Annotated in this window: 15 protein-coding genes, 1 pseudogene and 1 riboswitch; of the genes and pseudogenes, 14 read left to right on the top strand and 2 right to left on the bottom strand. The window is 33.5% G+C overall.

What is annotated here, in order from left to right:
• Nucleotides 1-67: 67 nt before the first annotated feature.
• From AC3VI6_RS01950 to moeB, 14 genes and pseudogenes are all read left to right on the top strand, one after another.
• Complete coding sequence (locus tag AC3VI6_RS01950) at nucleotides 68-1,060, top strand: DNA-directed RNA polymerase subunit alpha (RefSeq protein WP_497704979.1); 993 nt, start codon at nucleotides 68-70, stop codon at nucleotides 1,058-1,060.
• A gap of 62 nt (nucleotides 1,061-1,122) precedes the next feature.
• Nucleotides 1,123-1,599 carry a 50S ribosomal protein L17 gene (rplQ, locus tag AC3VI6_RS01945; RefSeq protein ID WP_408036332.1) on the top strand — a complete coding sequence of 159 codons (477 nt, stop codon included), beginning with the start codon at nucleotides 1,123-1,125 and terminating at the stop codon, nucleotides 1,597-1,599.
• Nucleotides 1,600-1,697: 98 nt separating this feature from the next.
• On the top strand, nucleotides 1,698-2,807 hold the full coding sequence (gene carA / locus AC3VI6_RS01940) for a glutamine-hydrolyzing carbamoyl-phosphate synthase small subunit (protein ID WP_497704978.1): 1,110 nt from the start codon (nucleotides 1,698-1,700) through the stop codon (nucleotides 2,805-2,807).
• A 76-nt stretch (nucleotides 2,808-2,883) separates the two neighbouring features.
• On the top strand, nucleotides 2,884-4,173 hold the full coding sequence (eno, locus tag AC3VI6_RS01935) for a phosphopyruvate hydratase (RefSeq protein ID WP_497704977.1): 1,290 nt from the start codon (nucleotides 2,884-2,886) through the stop codon (nucleotides 4,171-4,173).
• Between the two features lie 183 nt (nucleotides 4,174-4,356).
• A pseudogene (locus AC3VI6_RS01930) lies at nucleotides 4,357-5,642 on the top strand (citrate synthase).
• Between the two features lie 59 nt (nucleotides 5,643-5,701).
• Nucleotides 5,702-6,658, top strand: a complete 957-nt coding sequence (locus tag AC3VI6_RS01925) for an arginase (protein WP_520436366.1) — start codon at nucleotides 5,702-5,704, stop codon at nucleotides 6,656-6,658.
• 172 nt (nucleotides 6,659-6,830) lie between these two features.
• Nucleotides 6,831-6,925, top strand: a riboswitch (TPP riboswitch).
• Between the two features lie 65 nt (nucleotides 6,926-6,990).
• Nucleotides 6,991-7,194, top strand: a complete 204-nt coding sequence (gene thiS, locus AC3VI6_RS01920; RefSeq protein WP_497704976.1) for a sulfur carrier protein ThiS — start codon at nucleotides 6,991-6,993, stop codon at nucleotides 7,192-7,194.
• A gap of 48 nt (nucleotides 7,195-7,242) precedes the next feature.
• On the top strand, nucleotides 7,243-9,102 hold the full coding sequence (thiC, locus tag AC3VI6_RS01915; protein ID WP_497704975.1) for a phosphomethylpyrimidine synthase ThiC: 1,860 nt from the start codon (nucleotides 7,243-7,245) through the stop codon (nucleotides 9,100-9,102).
• 74 nt (nucleotides 9,103-9,176) lie between these two features.
• The gene (locus tag AC3VI6_RS01910; protein WP_497704974.1) at nucleotides 9,177-9,779 is read left to right on the top strand and encodes a thiamine phosphate synthase; all 603 of its coding nucleotides are present in this window, start codon (nucleotides 9,177-9,179) and stop codon (nucleotides 9,777-9,779) included.
• A gap of 33 nt (nucleotides 9,780-9,812) precedes the next feature.
• The gene (locus AC3VI6_RS01905; RefSeq protein ID WP_497704973.1) at nucleotides 9,813-10,568 is read left to right on the top strand and encodes a hydroxymethylpyrimidine/phosphomethylpyrimidine kinase; all 756 of its coding nucleotides are present in this window, start codon (nucleotides 9,813-9,815) and stop codon (nucleotides 10,566-10,568) included.
• The gene (gene thiE / locus AC3VI6_RS01900; protein ID WP_435255312.1) at nucleotides 10,565-11,212 is read left to right on the top strand and encodes a thiamine phosphate synthase; all 648 of its coding nucleotides are present in this window, start codon (nucleotides 10,565-10,567) and stop codon (nucleotides 11,210-11,212) included. Before AC3VI6_RS01905 ends, thiE begins: the two co-directional genes overlap by 4 nt.
• Before the next feature lie 10 nt (nucleotides 11,213-11,222).
• Complete coding sequence (locus AC3VI6_RS01895) at nucleotides 11,223-11,993, top strand: thiazole synthase (protein WP_497704972.1); 771 nt, start codon at nucleotides 11,223-11,225, stop codon at nucleotides 11,991-11,993.
• Between the two features lie 196 nt (nucleotides 11,994-12,189).
• Nucleotides 12,190-13,302, top strand: a complete 1,113-nt coding sequence (gene thiH, locus AC3VI6_RS01890; RefSeq protein WP_497704971.1) for a 2-iminoacetate synthase ThiH — start codon at nucleotides 12,190-12,192, stop codon at nucleotides 13,300-13,302.
• A gap of 101 nt (nucleotides 13,303-13,403) precedes the next feature.
• Nucleotides 13,404-14,459 carry a molybdopterin-synthase adenylyltransferase MoeB gene (gene moeB / locus AC3VI6_RS01885; RefSeq protein WP_497704970.1) on the top strand — a complete coding sequence of 352 codons (1,056 nt, stop codon included), beginning with the start codon at nucleotides 13,404-13,406 and terminating at the stop codon, nucleotides 14,457-14,459.
• 58 nt (nucleotides 14,460-14,517) lie between these two features.
• Here the strand turns inward: moeB and AC3VI6_RS01880 are convergent, their stop codons facing one another.
• Nucleotides 14,518-14,820, bottom strand: coding sequence for a copper resistance protein NlpE (locus AC3VI6_RS01880; RefSeq protein WP_497704969.1), 303 nt, complete (start codon nucleotides 14,818-14,820; stop codon nucleotides 14,518-14,520).
• Nucleotides 14,751-14,981: a hypothetical protein gene (locus AC3VI6_RS01875; protein WP_497704968.1), complete on the bottom strand. Its 231-nt coding sequence runs from the start codon at nucleotides 14,979-14,981 to the stop codon at nucleotides 14,751-14,753. The genes AC3VI6_RS01880 and AC3VI6_RS01875 overlap by 70 nt, the downstream gene beginning before the upstream one ends.
• Nucleotides 14,982-15,038 lie beyond the last annotated feature (57 nt).

Here is a 15,038-nt window from a genome sequence, read left to right as displayed (position 1 = left end):
TTCGAACTTCTTCAAACTTATAAACCGCGCAACTGACTAACAATTAAAACGAAGAAAACAAATTAATATGGCAATTTTAAATTTTCAAAAACCTGATAAAGTAATCATGATTGAATCTACTGATTTTTCAGGAAGATTCGAATTTAGACCTCTTGAACCAGGTTTTGGATTAACAGTTGGGAATGCTTTAAGAAGAGTGTTATTATCTTCATTAGAAGGATTCGCTATTACATCATTACGTATTGATGGAGTAGATCACGAGTTCTCAACTATTCAAGGTGTTGTAGAAGACGTAACTGAAATTATCTTAAACTTAAAACAAGTTCGTTTTAAGAAGCAGATTGAAGAATCTGACAGAGAAACAGTTTCTATCGCAATATCAGGACAAGAGCAATTAACCGCTGGAGATTTACAAAAATTTATCTCAGGTTTCCAAGTATTAAACCCAGAGTTAGTACTTTGTAACATGGATAAATCAGTAACGTTAAATGCTGAAATTACCATTGAAAAAGGTAGAGGTTTCGTACCAGCAGAAGAAAACAAAAGAGCTGGTGCACCTTTAGGAACAATTTTTACAGATTCTATTTACACTCCAATTAAGAATGTAAAATATTCAATTGAAAATTTCCGTGTAGAGCAAAAGACCGATTACGAAAAATTAGTTTTCGATATCGATACTGACGGTTCTATCAATCCTAAAGACGCCTTAACCGAAGCAGCTAAGATTTTAATCCACCACTTTATGTTATTCTCTGACGAGCGTATCACTTTAGAGGCTGATGAAATCGCACAAACTGAAACATATGATGAGGAATCATTACACATGCGCCAGTTATTAAAGACGAAATTAGTTGATATGGATTTATCAGTTCGTGCTTTAAACTGTTTAAAAGCTGCAGAAGTTGATACTTTAGGAGACTTAGTATCATTTAACAAAAGCGATTTAATGAAGTTCAGAAACTTTGGTAAAAAATCATTAACTGAATTAGATGAGTTAGTGGCTAACAAAGGTTTAAATTTCGGAATGGATTTAAGTAAATACAAATTAGATAAAGATTAACCTTTCATATTTTGCTCCTCTAAATTAGAGTAGTAGCAAGATGAGAGCTAAAACCAAATGTCATGAGACACGGAAAGAAATTTAATCATTTAGGTAGAAAAACAGCGCATAGAAAAGCGATGTTATCTAACATGGCTTGTTCTTTAATCGAGCACAAGCGAATCAATACTACAGAAGCAAAAGCGAAAGCTTTACGTAAGTTTGTTGAACCTTTAATTACAAAATCTAAAGACGATACAACTCACAACCGTCGTGTAGTATTTAGTTACTTACGTAACAAAGAGGCTGTTACAGAATTATTCAAAGAAATTTCTGTAAAAGTAGCAGACAGACCAGGAGGATATGTACGTATCATCAAATTAGGAAATCGTCAAGGAGATAATGCTCCTATGGCTATGGTTGAATTAGTTGATTACAACGAGTTATACAATCCAAAAGGAGACAAAGCTAAAAAGAGTACTCGTCGTAGCCGTCGTGGTGGAGCGAAGAAAACTGAAGCAGCTGCTGTTGAAACTCAAACTTCACAAGAAGAAGAATAAAAATGAAAGTTTTTATAAATTAAATCAAAGGGATAAACATTTTAATGTTTATCCCTTTTTTTATATATTTTTGCAAACAAATTACACAACACCACTAAATGAAATATCAAACACGTAAAAAAGCATTAGTCTTATTAGCAGACGGAACCATTTTCTACGGAAAATCAATTGGAATAGAAGGAACCGCTACAGGAGAGATTTGTTTTAACACAGGTATGACAGGGTACCAAGAAATTTTTACTGATCCATCTTACTATGGACAACTTATGGTAGCTACCAATGCGCATATTGGTAACTATGGAGTTAACAACGAAGAAGTAGAATCAGAAGGAATTAAAATTTCAGGATTAATTTGTCGTAATTTCAGTTTTACACATTCTCGTGTAGATTCTGATGGGAATTTATTAGATTGGTTTAAAGAACACAATCTAGTAGCTATTTCTGATGTTGATACTCGTGCGTTAGTATCTTATATTAGAGATAATGGAGCAATGAATGCTATTATTTCTACAGAAGTAGATAATATTGAAGAATTAAAGAAGCAATTAGCTGATACTCCAAATATGGAAGGACTAGAGTTAGCTTCTAAAGTATCTACAAAAGAGCCTTATTTTGTAGGAGATGAAAACGCACCGATTAAAATTTCAGCTTTAGACATTGGAATCAAGAAAAACATTTTAAGAAACTTAGCAAAGAGAGGCGCTTATATTAAAGTGTATCCTTACAATGCAAGTTTTGAGCAAATGAGCGATTTTAACCCAGATGGGTATTTTATTTCAAACGGACCTGGAGATCCAGAGCCTTTAGAAGAAGCTCAAAATACAGCAAAACAAATCATCGAAAAAGATTTACCATTATTTGGAATTTGTTTAGGACACCAAGTAATTGCTTTAGCAAATGGAATTTCTACTTATAAGATGCACAATGGTCACAGAGGAATTAACCATCCAGTAAAGAATTTATTGACTGGTAAAGGTGAAATCACTTCTCAAAACCACGGATTTGCTATCAATAGAGAAGAAACAGAAGCGCATCCAGATGTAGAAATCACCCATGTACATTTAAATGACAATACGGTTGCAGGTATCAGAATGAAATCTAAAAACGTATTTTCTGTACAATACCACCCAGAAGCAAGTCCAGGGCCACACGATGCAGAATACTTATTTGATCAGTTTATCGAAAATATCAAAAAAGTAAAAGCATAATAAAAATTTAAATAAAAATATACAACATTCCCGTGAGTTATAAACTTACGGGAATGTATCTTAAAAATAAACAACTATGAGTATGATAATCAACATTCACGCACGACAAATTTTTGATTCAAGAGGTAACCCTACCGTAGAAGTAGATGTAACTACTGAAAATGGAGTTGTAGGTAGAGCAGCAGTACCATCAGGAGCTTCTACAGGAGAACACGAAGCTGTTGAATTACGTGATGGAGGAAATGATTACATGGGTAAAGGTGTGTTAAAAGCTGTTGAAAACGTAAACACTGTTATTGCTCAAGAGTTATTAGGAGTATCAGTTTTTGAACAAAATATGATCGATCAAATGATGATTGATTTAGATGGAACTCCAAATAAATCAGTATTAGGAGCGAATGCTATTTTAGGTGTTTCATTAGCGGTAGCAAAAGCTGCAGCAAATGAATTAGGTTTACCATTATACCGTTATATAGGTGGTGTTTCAGCAAATACATTACCAGTTCCTATGATGAATATCATCAATGGAGGTTCGCATTCAGATGCACCAATTGCATTCCAAGAGTTTATGGTTATGCCTGTAAAAGCTCAAAATTTTACAGAAGCAATGCAGGTTGGTTCAGAAATTTTTCATCATTTAAAAAAGGTATTACACGATCGTAATTTATCTACAGCAGTAGGTGATGAAGGTGGATTTGCACCTACTTTAGATGGGACTGAAGATGCTATTGAAACTATCGCTTTAGCGACAAAAAATGCTGGATATAAATTCGGAGAAGAAGTAATGATTGCATTAGATTGTGCTTCAGCTGAGTTTTATGTAGATGGAAAATATGACTACACCAAGTTTGAAGGAGATAAAGGAGCTGTAAGAACATCAGAAGAGCAAGCTGCTTATTTAGCAGAATTATGTGAAAAATATCCTATTATTTCTATTGAAGATGGAATGGATGAAAACGACTGGGATGGATGGAAAATGCTTACAGATAAAGTAGGTGATAAAGTTCAATTAGTTGGAGACGATTTGTTTGTAACGAATGTTGAGCGTTTATCAAGAGGAATTGAAAACGGTATTGCGAATTCAATCTTAATTAAAGTAAACCAAATTGGTACGCTTACTGAAACGATTGCAGCAGTAAATATGGCGCATAATGCAGGGTATACTTCTGTAATGAGTCACCGTTCTGGTGAAACTGAAGACAATACTATTGCAGATTTAGCGGTAGCGTTAAATTGTGGACAAATTAAAACGGGTTCAGCTTCACGTTCAGATCGTATGGCAAAATACAATCAATTATTACGTATTGAAGAACAATTAGCAGATGTAGCTTATTATCCGCAAGAAAAAGCGTTTAAAGTAAAGTAAACGATTTTTTTGAATATTATTTAACCCTTATTAGAAATTCTAATAAGGGTTATTTTTTTGTATTTTTTTATAAGAAAAAGTTATGATTTTATATTAAAAATCTATCTATCGACACTTTCAAAATAATTCAAAAAATGGTATATTCGCAACTCACTTCAATCATTAAAATTTAAGAAATTTAAAATGTCAGATATAGCAAAATTACAAATTGGCGAAAAAACGTATGAGTTTCCTTTAGTAAAGGGGACAGAGAATGAAACTGCAATTGATATTAAAGCCTTAAGAGGGCCACGGACGGTGTAATTACCATTGATCCAGGGTATAAAAATACAGGTTCATGCCAAAGTGCTATAACATTTTTAGATGGTGAGAAAGGAATTTTAAGATATAGAGGATATTCTATTGAAGAATTAGCTGAAAAAGCAGATTTCTTAGAAGTAGCTTATTTATTAATTTTTGGTGAGTTACCAACAAAAGAGCAGTTAGATAAGTTTTATGCAGATATATTAGATGAAGCTATTGTAGATGATGATATTAAGAAAATTATCGATGCTTTTCCTAAGAACGCACACCCAATGGGAGTGTTATCATCGTTAACATCAGCTTTAACAGCTTTTAATCCGTCTTCTGTAAATGTTGATTCAGAAGAAGATATGTATAAGGCGATCGTTAAAATTATGGGTAAATTCCCAGTTTTAGTAGCTTGGACGTTACGTAAAAAGCAAGGATTACCATTACACTACGGTTCTCGTAAGTTAGGATATGTTGAAAATATCTTAACAATGATGTTCCAAAAGCCAAATGATGAGTATGAGTTAAATCCAATCATGATTAATGCTTTAGATAAATTATTAATCTTACATGCAGATCACGAGCAAAACTGTTCTACATCAACAGTACGTATCGTAGGTTCTTCTCATGCAGGTTTATTCGCTTCATTATCAGCAGGTATCTCTGCATTATGGGGGCCTTTACATGGTGGAGCAAACCAAGCTGTACTTGAAATGTTAGAAGCTATTAAAGAAGATGGTGGAGACACTAAAAAGTACATGGGTAAAGCAAAAGATAAAGAAGATCCATTCCGTTTAATGGGATTCGGACACCGTGTATATAAAAACTTTGATCCAAGAGCAAAGATTATTAAGAAAGCAGCTGATGAAGTATTAGGAGATTTAGGAGTTGAAGATCCAATTTTAGATGTAGCTAAAGGTTTAGAAAGAGAAGCTTTAGAAGATCAATACTTTGTAGATAGAAAATTATATCCTAACGTAGATTTCTACTCAGGTATTATTTACCGCGCAATGGGTATTCCAGTAGAAATGTTTACTGTAATGTTTGCTTTAGGACGTTTACCAGGATGGATTGCTCAATGGAGAGAAATGCGTTTACGTAAAGAACCAATCGGTCGTCCACGTCAAGTATACGTTGGAGAGAATTTAAGGGAATTCGTAGAGATAGATAAAAGATAAAACATGAAAGAAAGTGTCATTTAGTAATTTAAATGACATTTTTTTATTTAATATAATTGATGATGAAAGAAATTAAAATTATCAAAAATAGATCAGATATTGGAGCAGGAACTCGTGGTTCTGACATGGGAGTTGATGCTATTGAAATAGCAGCGATAAATAAAAAAAGTAATTACTTTGATTCGCATGATTTTGAAGACGTTATTACCGAAAATGAATCAATTTATAATAAAGTAAACAATTCATTTGCTAAGCGAATAGACAGTGTTTTTAATCAGTGTAAGCGTTTAAGTAACCATGTAAAAGTTAATTTACAGGAAGGGAAATTTCCAATTGTATTGTCAGGAGATCATTCTTCAGCATTAGGAACCATTAGTGGAGTGAAGGCAGCTTATCCAACACAAAGGGTAGGTGTAGTTTGGATTGATGCCCACGGAGATTTACATTCACCTTATACTTCTCCTTCAGGAAACATTCACGGTATGCCTTTGTCAGCAGCAATATCAGACGATAATTTAGATTGTCAAATTAACGATGTAAGTAGAGAAACCTCTGAGTTGTGGGAACGTATGAAAAACATCGGAGTTCCAGGGCAGAAAGTATTACCAGAAGATATCATTTTCTTTGGTGTTAGAGATACTGAAGAACCAGAAGATAAACAAATGGAGAAATATGGTATTAAAAACTATATGGTTGCTGAAGTTCGTTATCGTGGATTGGATGTTTGTGTAAATGAAGCTTTAGAAAAGTTGTCAAATTGTGATGTAATTTATGTATCGTTTGATGTAGATGCAATGGATTGCGATATGATTTCTTACGGAACAGGTACACCTGTTCCAAAAGGATTTGATCAACATGAAATTATTGATATAATTAACGGATTATTAGCAAGTGAAAAAGTAGCTTGTGTAGAGTTTGTTGAAGTAAATCCGTTACTAGATTTCAAAGGAAACAAAATGGCAGAAACTGCTTTTGAAGTTCTTGAAGAAGTAACTAAGAAGGTTAAAAGTCTGTAGTTTTAAAAGATTTTTTTAAAAAGCGAACTTATTTAAGTTCGCTTTTTTTTTAAGAAGAAAATAAACAAGTACATTTGCGAGTATAGATTCTACTTGTTAGTATACACAAATAAAGAATTTATACATTTAATTTATTTCGAGGAAAAGTTTTAATACTTACTCTCGATTATCGAGTAAACTTTAGGAGTAGCTAGGAAACTAGTTTGAGAAAGATCCTTTGAACCTGATATGGTTAACACCAGCGTAGGGAAAAGTTATAAAATCTTATTTAGGCATTGTTTTTTGTAAAACAATTCTGAATTTCTTCTACAGTTTACTTTAAATAGATCAATATGATAACAATAAAAGTAAACGATAACCAACAAGAATTTTTAACCGAGGTGACATTGCAAGAATTAGTAGAAAAGCTACAAATTCAAACCAATGGAATTGCCATTGCTGTAAATAGCAGTGTGGTAAAAAAATCAGATTGGTCTTCAAAATTGCTCCAAAATAATGATGCTATTTTAATCATTAAATCTACCCAAGGAGGATAATATTTTCAGAAAACAAAACGTATAAAGCAATAAACAAGCAACCTTAAAATGAAGAAAAAAGATACAGCTCCAAAACAAGATGGTGTAACAAGACAACCATTTCCGAATTCAAAAAAAATATATGTTCAAGGAAACATCCATCCACAGATAAAAGTAGCCATGCGTGAAATTGAATTGAGTGATACTGTGGATTCGATGACTAAAAAAAGAACTCCTAACGAACCAGTTACGGTATACGATACTTCAGGTCCTTATACAGACCCAAACAAAGAGATTAATATCCATAGCGGATTAGAACGTATTCGTGAGCAATGGATTTTAGATAGAGGAGATGTGGATGAATTAAATGAATTTACTTCTGATTATTGTAATGAGCGATTGAATGATAAAAGCTTAGATGATCTTCGATTTAACTTAAAACATAAACCTAAACGGGCTAAAAAGGGACAAAATGTAACACAGTTACATTACGCAAAAAAAGGAATTATTACCCCCGAGATGGAATATATTGCCATTCGTGAAAACCAGCGAATAGATGAAATGACACGTTTGTCAAAGCAACATCCAGGGCAAGATTTCGGAGCAAGTATTCCTACAAAAATTACTCCTGAATTTGTTCGAGAAGAAGTTGCTAGAGGTCGAGCAGTTATTCCTTCAAATATCAATCACCCAGAAGCAGAACCGATGATTTTAGGACGTAATTTCTTGGTTAAAATCAATGCAAATATTGGAAACTCAGCTACCACCTCATCAATCGAAGAAGAAGTAGAAAAAGCAGTTTGGGCATGTCGTTGGGGAGCAGATAATATTATGGATTTATCTACAGGTAAAAACATCCATGAAACTCGTGAGTGGATTATTCGTAATTCACCTGTACCTGTAGGAACCGTACCTATTTATCAAGCTTTAGAAAAAGTAAATGGAATTGCTGAAGATTTAACTTGGGAAATTTTTAGAGATACTTTAATTGAACAAGCTGAGCAAGGAGTAGATTACTTTACGATTCACGCTGGTGTTCGTTTACGTTATGTACCTATGACGGCAAAACGTATTACAGGGATTGTATCTAGAGGAGGTTCTATCATGGCAAAATGGTGTTTAGCACATCATAAAGAAAGCTTTTTATATACTCATTTTGAAGAGATTTGTGAAATCATGAAAGCTTATGATGTTGCCTTTTCCTTAGGAGATGGTTTACGTCCTGGTTGTATTGCCGATGCGAATGACGAAGCACAGTTTGCAGAATTAGAAACTTTAGGAGAGTTGACTAAAATAGCACGTAAACATGAAGTACAATGTTTCATTGAAGGACCGGGTCATGTACCAATGCACATGATTAAAGCGAACATGGATAAGCAGTTAGAAGCTTGTGATGAAGCCCCGTTCTACACTTTAGGGCCTTTAACTACGGATATTGCTCCAGGATACGATCATATTACTTCAGGAATAGGAGCAGCGATGATTGGTTGGTATGGTTGTGCTATGTTGTGTTATGTAACTCCAAAAGAACATTTAGGCTTACCAAATAAAGAAGATGTTCGTACAGGGGTGGTTACCTATAAATTAGCAGCCCATGCAGCTGATTTAGCAAAAGGACACCCAGGAGCACAGCACAGAGATGACGCTTTAAGTAAAGCACGTTTTGAGTTTCGTTGGGAAGATCAGTTTAACTTAGGATTGGATCCAGAGCTGGCTAGAGAGTATCATGATGAGACCTTACCTGCAGAAGGAGCTAAAATTGCACATTTTTGCTCTATGTGTGGTCCAAAATTCTGCTCTATGAAAATATCGCAGGAAGTGCGTGACTTTGCAGCTGAAAATAAAGTAGAAGGAGATGAAGTCTTTGCTAAAGGAATGGAAGAAAAATCTAAAGAATTCAAAGACAAAGGTTCAGAAGTATATCTATAACAAAATAAAAGAGAAGGAATTAGAAAATAGTACTATTTCTAATTCCTAACTCTTTTTAACCTAATTCCTAATACATGATTGTTTTAATAGCTCCAGAAAAAGATATTCCAAATGAGATTGAAATCCTTCAACAATTATTTGAAGAAGGATTGGAATATTATCATTTCAGAAAACCTGACAAAAACTATGAAGAGCATGTAGCTTATTTGAATCAAATAGATAAAAAGTATCATGATAGAATAGTTACTCATTATTTTCATGAACTCATTAATAAATTCAACCTAAAAGGAATTCATTTTCAAGAGCAAAAAAGAATTGATGCTTTAGAGAATGGAAGTGAATATTTTATTGGATTAGATATGATAGGAAAAACAATGAGTAGTTCTTTTCATGAACCTTCAGCCTTAGCGAATTGCGACATCGAATTTGATTATCATTTATTGAGTCCAGTGTTTTCTTCTATTTCAAAAAAAGGGTACGAAGGAAGAGGTTTTGATGTAAATAATATTGATAAAACCATTATAGGTATGGGAGGAATTAATACTGATACCATTCAAAAAACCTTAGAGTTAGGTTTTCAAGGAATAGGTGTGTTAGGAGGAGTTTGGAATACAGAAAGCTCAGTTGAAAGCTTTAAAAATATCAAGCGTCATTACGAGAAGTATATGAAGAAGTAATCTTTTTATCAAAAGAAAGCATATTAATAAAAAATGAAACAACAAGCTTACATACTAACGATTGCAGGATTTGATCCGTCAAGTGGAGCAGGATTAACTTCTGATATTAAAACATTTGAAGCACATGGTTTATACGGACTATCGGTATGTACAGCAGTTACAGTTCAAAATGATATTGATTTTAAAGACTGTGTTTGGGTTGATAAAGAAACCATCATCAATCAAATTGAAACCTTATTTGAACGCTTTGAAATATCAGTAGCAAAAATAGGAATCATCCAATCTTGGAATGTATTACTGGAGGTTATTCAAACACTAAAAAAATGCAATCCATTCATAAAAATAGTATTGGATCCTATTTTAAAAGCCAGCGCTGGATTTGATTTTCATTCCGAAGAGAATATAAAAGTGTTTGAAGAAGTATTACAACACTGTGATTTTATCACTCCAAATTATGATGAAATAAAAGCTTTGTTTTCTAATAAATCGATAGAAGAAACCATTGAATTTATTTCAGAGAAGACTAATATCTATTTAAAAGGTGGACATAGAGAAGCTAAAAAAGGATGGGATGAAGTATATCACAGTAAGATAGTACAGTTGAATATTCCACCTAAAGCTACATCCGTTTTTGAAAAGCATGGAAGCGGTTGTGTATTGTCTTCAGCTTTAGCTTCAAATATAGCCAAACAACTTCCTTTAGAAGATGCATGTACAAATGCCAAATGGTATACAGAACAATTTTTAAACTCTAATAAAACGCTCTTAGGAGAGCACAACTATACATGATAAGTAAATTACACTATATAACTCAAGGGAAAACTCCAGAAGAGCATCTAGAAAATGTTCAAAGAGCTTGTGCTTCTGGGGCAGAATGGGTGCAACTTCGATTAAAGAATATAGATCCGAAAACTATTTTAGAAACAGCACAAAAAGCGAGAGAAATTACGAGTCATTTTCAAACTCGTTTAATCATAAACGATTATTACAAAGTAGCGAAAGAAATCAAAGCAGATGGAGTTCATTTAGGAAAAACAGATACGTGTCCGTTAAAAGCAAAAGAGTATTTAGGTGATTTATATATTGTAGGAGGAACAGCAAATACTTTAGAAGATTGTAAAATGCTACTAGAGAAAAAAGTAGATTATATTGGTTTAGGTCCTTATCAGTTTACTGAAACTAAAAAGAATTTGAGTCCAGTTTTAGGAACTACTGGTTACCAGATGCTTTTAGAAGAGTTGAAAACAACCACTCCAATAATAGCTATCGGTGGAATTACCACAGAAAATATACCTGAAATTATTGACACAGGAGTATATGGAGTCGCTGTTTCAGGAGCAATTACACAAAATTTCAACTCGATTCCTACATTTCATAAAATTTTAAAAGCTCCAAGTACCAATGAACAAGTGTACAAAATAGGAACGCAATAAATTAGCAATAATGAATACCAATTTAACAATAGCCGATAAAACATTTACCTCACGATTATTTACAGGAACTGGGAAATTCAGTTCCTCACAATTAATGAAAGAAGCTTTGTTAGCTTCAGAAAGTGAATTGATAACAGTAGCTTTAAAAAGAGTAGATGTTCAAAACGAAGAAGATGATATTTTATCACATTTAAGTCATTCAAGAATCAATTTATTACCGAATACTTCAGGAGTTCGTACAGCAAAAGAAGCTGTTTTTGCAGCAGAATTGTCCAGAGAAGCATTAGAAACGAATTGGGTAAAATTAGAAATACACCCAGATCCAAGATATTTATTACCAGATCCAATTGAAACCTTAAAAGCTGCTGAAGGGCTAGTAAAAAAAGGATTTGTAGTGATGCCTTATATTCATGCAGATCCGGTTTTATGTAAGCGATTAGAAGAAGTAGGAACGCAATGTGTAATGCCTTTAGGAGCTCCTATTGGAAGTAATAAAGGATTAAAAACATTAGAGTTTTTAGAAATTATTATCGAACAGTCTAATGTTCCAGTAGTTGTTGATGCTGGTATTGGAGCACCTTCTCATGCGGCATATGCTATGGAATTAGGTGCTGATGCTGTTTTGGTAAACACAGCTATTGCAGTATCACAAAACCCAGTAGCCATGGCGCAAGCTTTTAAAATGGCAGTTGAAGCAGGAAGAATGGCATATGAAGCAAAACTAGCTCCTGTAAAAAAACAAGCAGAGGCAAGTAGTCCGTTAACGAGTTTTTTAAGTTAGATTAAGCAGTGTCATAATTAAATCTAGTGATAAAATCCACCGAAAGAAACGTTAAAAATGAAAAGCTGTTTGAGCGAAGCGAGTTCTTTTCATTTAGTTTCGAGGATGTGATTTTTATCAGCTAAGAGTTAATAAGACTAGATTTTTTTGTTTCTTTTTTCATCAATGAAAAAAAAGATAAAACGAACAATATATTATGAGTAGTTTCAAAAACACATTCAACCAATACAATTGGGATGAAGCTTTACAAAGCATATTTAATAAAACATCCGTTGATGTTGAAAGTGCTTTATCAAAGGATAAACTCGATTTGGAAGATTTTAAAGCGCTTATTTCTCCTGCTGCAAAACCTTTTTTAGAGCAAATGGCACAAAGAAGTCGTATGCTGACTAAAAAGCGATTCGGGAATACGATTCAAATGTACGCTCCAATGTATTTGAGTAACGAGTGTCAGAATATATGTACGTATTGCGGATTTAGTTTTACAAACAAAATTCCGAGAAGAACCTTAACCGATGATGAAATATTGAAAGAAGTTGCTTTTTTAAAAGCAAAAGGTTACGACCATATTTTGTTAGTAACAGGAGAAGCTAATAAAACAGTTGGAGTTGATTATATTAAAAATGCAATTCAACTCATACGTTCTCAATTTTCAAATATTACGATTGAAGTGCAACCTTTAGATCAAGATGAATATGAATTGTTAATTGAAAGCGGATTATACGCGGTGTTGGTATATCAAGAAACGTATCATCAACAAGAGTATAAAAAGCATCATCCTAAAGGGAAAAAATCAAATTTTGAATATCGTTTGGAAACGCCTGATAGATTGGGAAAAGCAGGAATTCATAAAATAGGTTTAGGAGCTTTATTTGGATTGGAAGATTGGCGTGCTGATAGCTTTTTTACTGCATTGCATTTAAAATATTTACAGAAGACCTACTGGAAAACAAAGTATTCCATTTCATTCCCACGTTTAAGACCTCATTCAGGAGGATTAGAACCCAAAGTAGAAATGACGGATGCAGATTTGGTACAGTTAATCTGTGCATTTAGGATGTTAGATGAAGACGTAGAGCTATCAATGTCTACCCGAGAAAGTGAAGTTTTTAGAAATAATATTGTTAATTTAGGAGCTACCTCAATCAGTGCAGAATCTAAGACAAACCCTGGAGGATATAGTGTTGAACCACAATCGTTAGAGCAATTTGAAATTTCAGACGAACGAAGTACGGAAGAAATTGTACAGATGCTAAAAGGTCAGGGATTGGAAGTAGTTTGGAAAGATTGGGAGCATTTTAGAAGTTAGACCGCTTCGCTGTTGGAATCAAGAATAAAGATTGAAGGTAACTTATCTTTTACAAACCAAATGAACGTCATTCTGAACTTGATTCAGAATTTTATTCAATTATGAACTTAAGTCAAGAAGAACAAAAACAATACGACCGTCATTTAATTCTCGATAAAATAGGAGAAGAAGGGCAACTAAAACTAAAACAATCAAAGGTTTTGGTAATAGGGGCAGGCGGATTGGGTTGTCCTATACTACAATATTTAACGGCAGCAGGTGTAGGTACGATTGGAATTATTGATGATGATGTGGTAGATCAAAGTAATTTACAGCGCCAAGTTTTATATACGATAGATGATATAGGAAAGTCTAAAGCAGAAACAGCAGCAAATCGTTTATCTAAATTGAACCCTTTTGTTCAATTTCATGTATATAAAGAAAAATTGACTAACCAGAATGCTGTTTCTTTATTTGAGAAATATGATGTAGTTGTAGATGGTAGCGATAATTTTGCCACTCGTTATTTAACCAACGATGCAGCGGTACTCACTCAAAAACCGTTGGTGTATGGTGCTATTTTTAAGTTTGAAGGACAGGTAAGTGTGTTTAATTATCAAGGAAGTGCTACGTATCGATGTTTATATCCAACTCCTCCAAAACCAGAGGAGTCACCTAATTGTTCAGAAATAGGGGTAATAGGGGTATTACCAGGAATTATTGGAAGTTTACAAGCTAATGAAGCTATTAAGATTATTTGTGGAATAGGAGAGGTGCTAGCCAATAAATTGTTGATGTATGATACCTTAAGCATGCGTCAAATGATATTGAAGTTTGAAAAGACAGACAAATCAGAGGTTATTGAATTAGATAGTGACTATGAATTTTTCTGCGGAATTAAAACTGCTGCTAATGAGATAACTTTAGAGGAATTACAAAATAATCCGTCAGCTTATAATTTATTGGATGTTCGTGAAAATTGGGAACGGGAACAACATCATATAGGAGGGCAACACATTCCGTTAGGAGAACTTACTCAACGATATGATGAAATAGACATCGAAAAACCTGTGGTAGTTTATTGTAAATCAGGAGTACGTAGCCAACGAGCAATTGATTTTTTAGAGCAACAATTTGACACCGTTACTTTTATCAATCTAAATGGAGGGCTAGGATAAACACAACATCAGCCTAATGATTTATAAGGCTGATGTTGTAGTATAAAAAGTAATATTCTTACTCTTTTTTTGAAAGAATATAAAATTTAGAAAGTTCTCCTTCAATTACTTTTCCTTCAGTATCTAATGAAATTAAAGAACCTTCGATACATTTATATTGAGGATTTCTATCAGGAATATTTAAAGTAATGTTTGTTCCTTTTTTGTCCCATGTAAAACTTCCTTTTTCAACAAAATTGTTTTGTTCTTCATCTAAGTATACTTCAGTCAATTCAAACGTTAAATCAGCGTTTAATTTAAGTGTAGTGTTAATTCCAGGACAGCTAGCACAAGGTAGTGTACCTTCATAGATTCCGGCCAATCTAAAGAGTTTTTAGCATTGTGCTCATCAACAAATTCTTGTTTAGGTTGTTGTTCAACTTTGTTTTCAGTAGTACTATTGCCTTGGTTTTTACAAGAGAAAAATACTAACGAAGTCATGGCTAAAATAGCAGCCGATTTTTTAATTGTTTTTCTAGTCATTTTTAAACAGTTTTATCGAAGTTTTTACTAGCAGTTATTATGCCATAAATTACTTTT

It is taken from the genome of Tenacibaculum sp. TB-56 (assembly GCF_059716275.2).
The sequence above is the reverse complement of the archived record's forward strand: the minus strand, read 5'-3'. Positions and strand labels throughout refer to the sequence as shown.

Excerpts from the sequence above, each read along its gene's own strand:
- AC3VI6_RS01905 (WP_497704973.1), top strand. The coding sequence starts at position 9,813 with ATGAAACAACAAGCTTACATACTAACGATTGCAGGATTTGATCCGTCA.
- thiC (WP_497704975.1), top strand. The coding sequence starts at position 7,243 with ATGAAGAAAAAAGATACAGCTCCAAAACAAGATGGTGTAACAAGACAA.
- thiE (WP_435255312.1), top strand. The coding sequence starts at position 10,565 with ATGATAAGTAAATTACACTATATAACTCAAGGGAAAACTCCAGAAGAG.
- thiH (WP_497704971.1), top strand. The coding sequence starts at position 12,190 with ATGAGTAGTTTCAAAAACACATTCAACCAATACAATTGGGATGAAGCT.
- AC3VI6_RS01950 (WP_497704979.1), top strand. The coding sequence starts at position 68 with ATGGCAATTTTAAATTTTCAAAAACCTGATAAAGTAATCATGATTGAA.
- moeB (WP_497704970.1), top strand. The coding sequence starts at position 13,404 with ATGAACTTAAGTCAAGAAGAACAAAAACAATACGACCGTCATTTAATT.
- carA (WP_497704978.1), top strand. The coding sequence starts at position 1,698 with ATGAAATATCAAACACGTAAAAAAGCATTAGTCTTATTAGCAGACGGA.
- rplQ (WP_408036332.1), top strand. The coding sequence starts at position 1,123 with ATGAGACACGGAAAGAAATTTAATCATTTAGGTAGAAAAACAGCGCAT.
- AC3VI6_RS01910 (WP_497704974.1), top strand. The coding sequence starts at position 9,177 with ATGATTGTTTTAATAGCTCCAGAAAAAGATATTCCAAATGAGATTGAA.
- eno (WP_497704977.1), top strand. The coding sequence starts at position 2,884 with ATGAGTATGATAATCAACATTCACGCACGACAAATTTTTGATTCAAGA.
- AC3VI6_RS01895 (WP_497704972.1), top strand. The coding sequence starts at position 11,223 with ATGAATACCAATTTAACAATAGCCGATAAAACATTTACCTCACGATTA.
- AC3VI6_RS01925 (WP_520436366.1), top strand. The coding sequence starts at position 5,702 with ATGATGAAAGAAATTAAAATTATCAAAAATAGATCAGATATTGGAGCA.
- thiS (WP_497704976.1), top strand. The coding sequence starts at position 6,991 with ATGATAACAATAAAAGTAAACGATAACCAACAAGAATTTTTAACCGAG.
- AC3VI6_RS01875 (WP_497704968.1), bottom strand. The coding sequence starts at position 14,981 with ATGACTAGAAAAACAATTAAAAAATCGGCTGCTATTTTAGCCATGACT.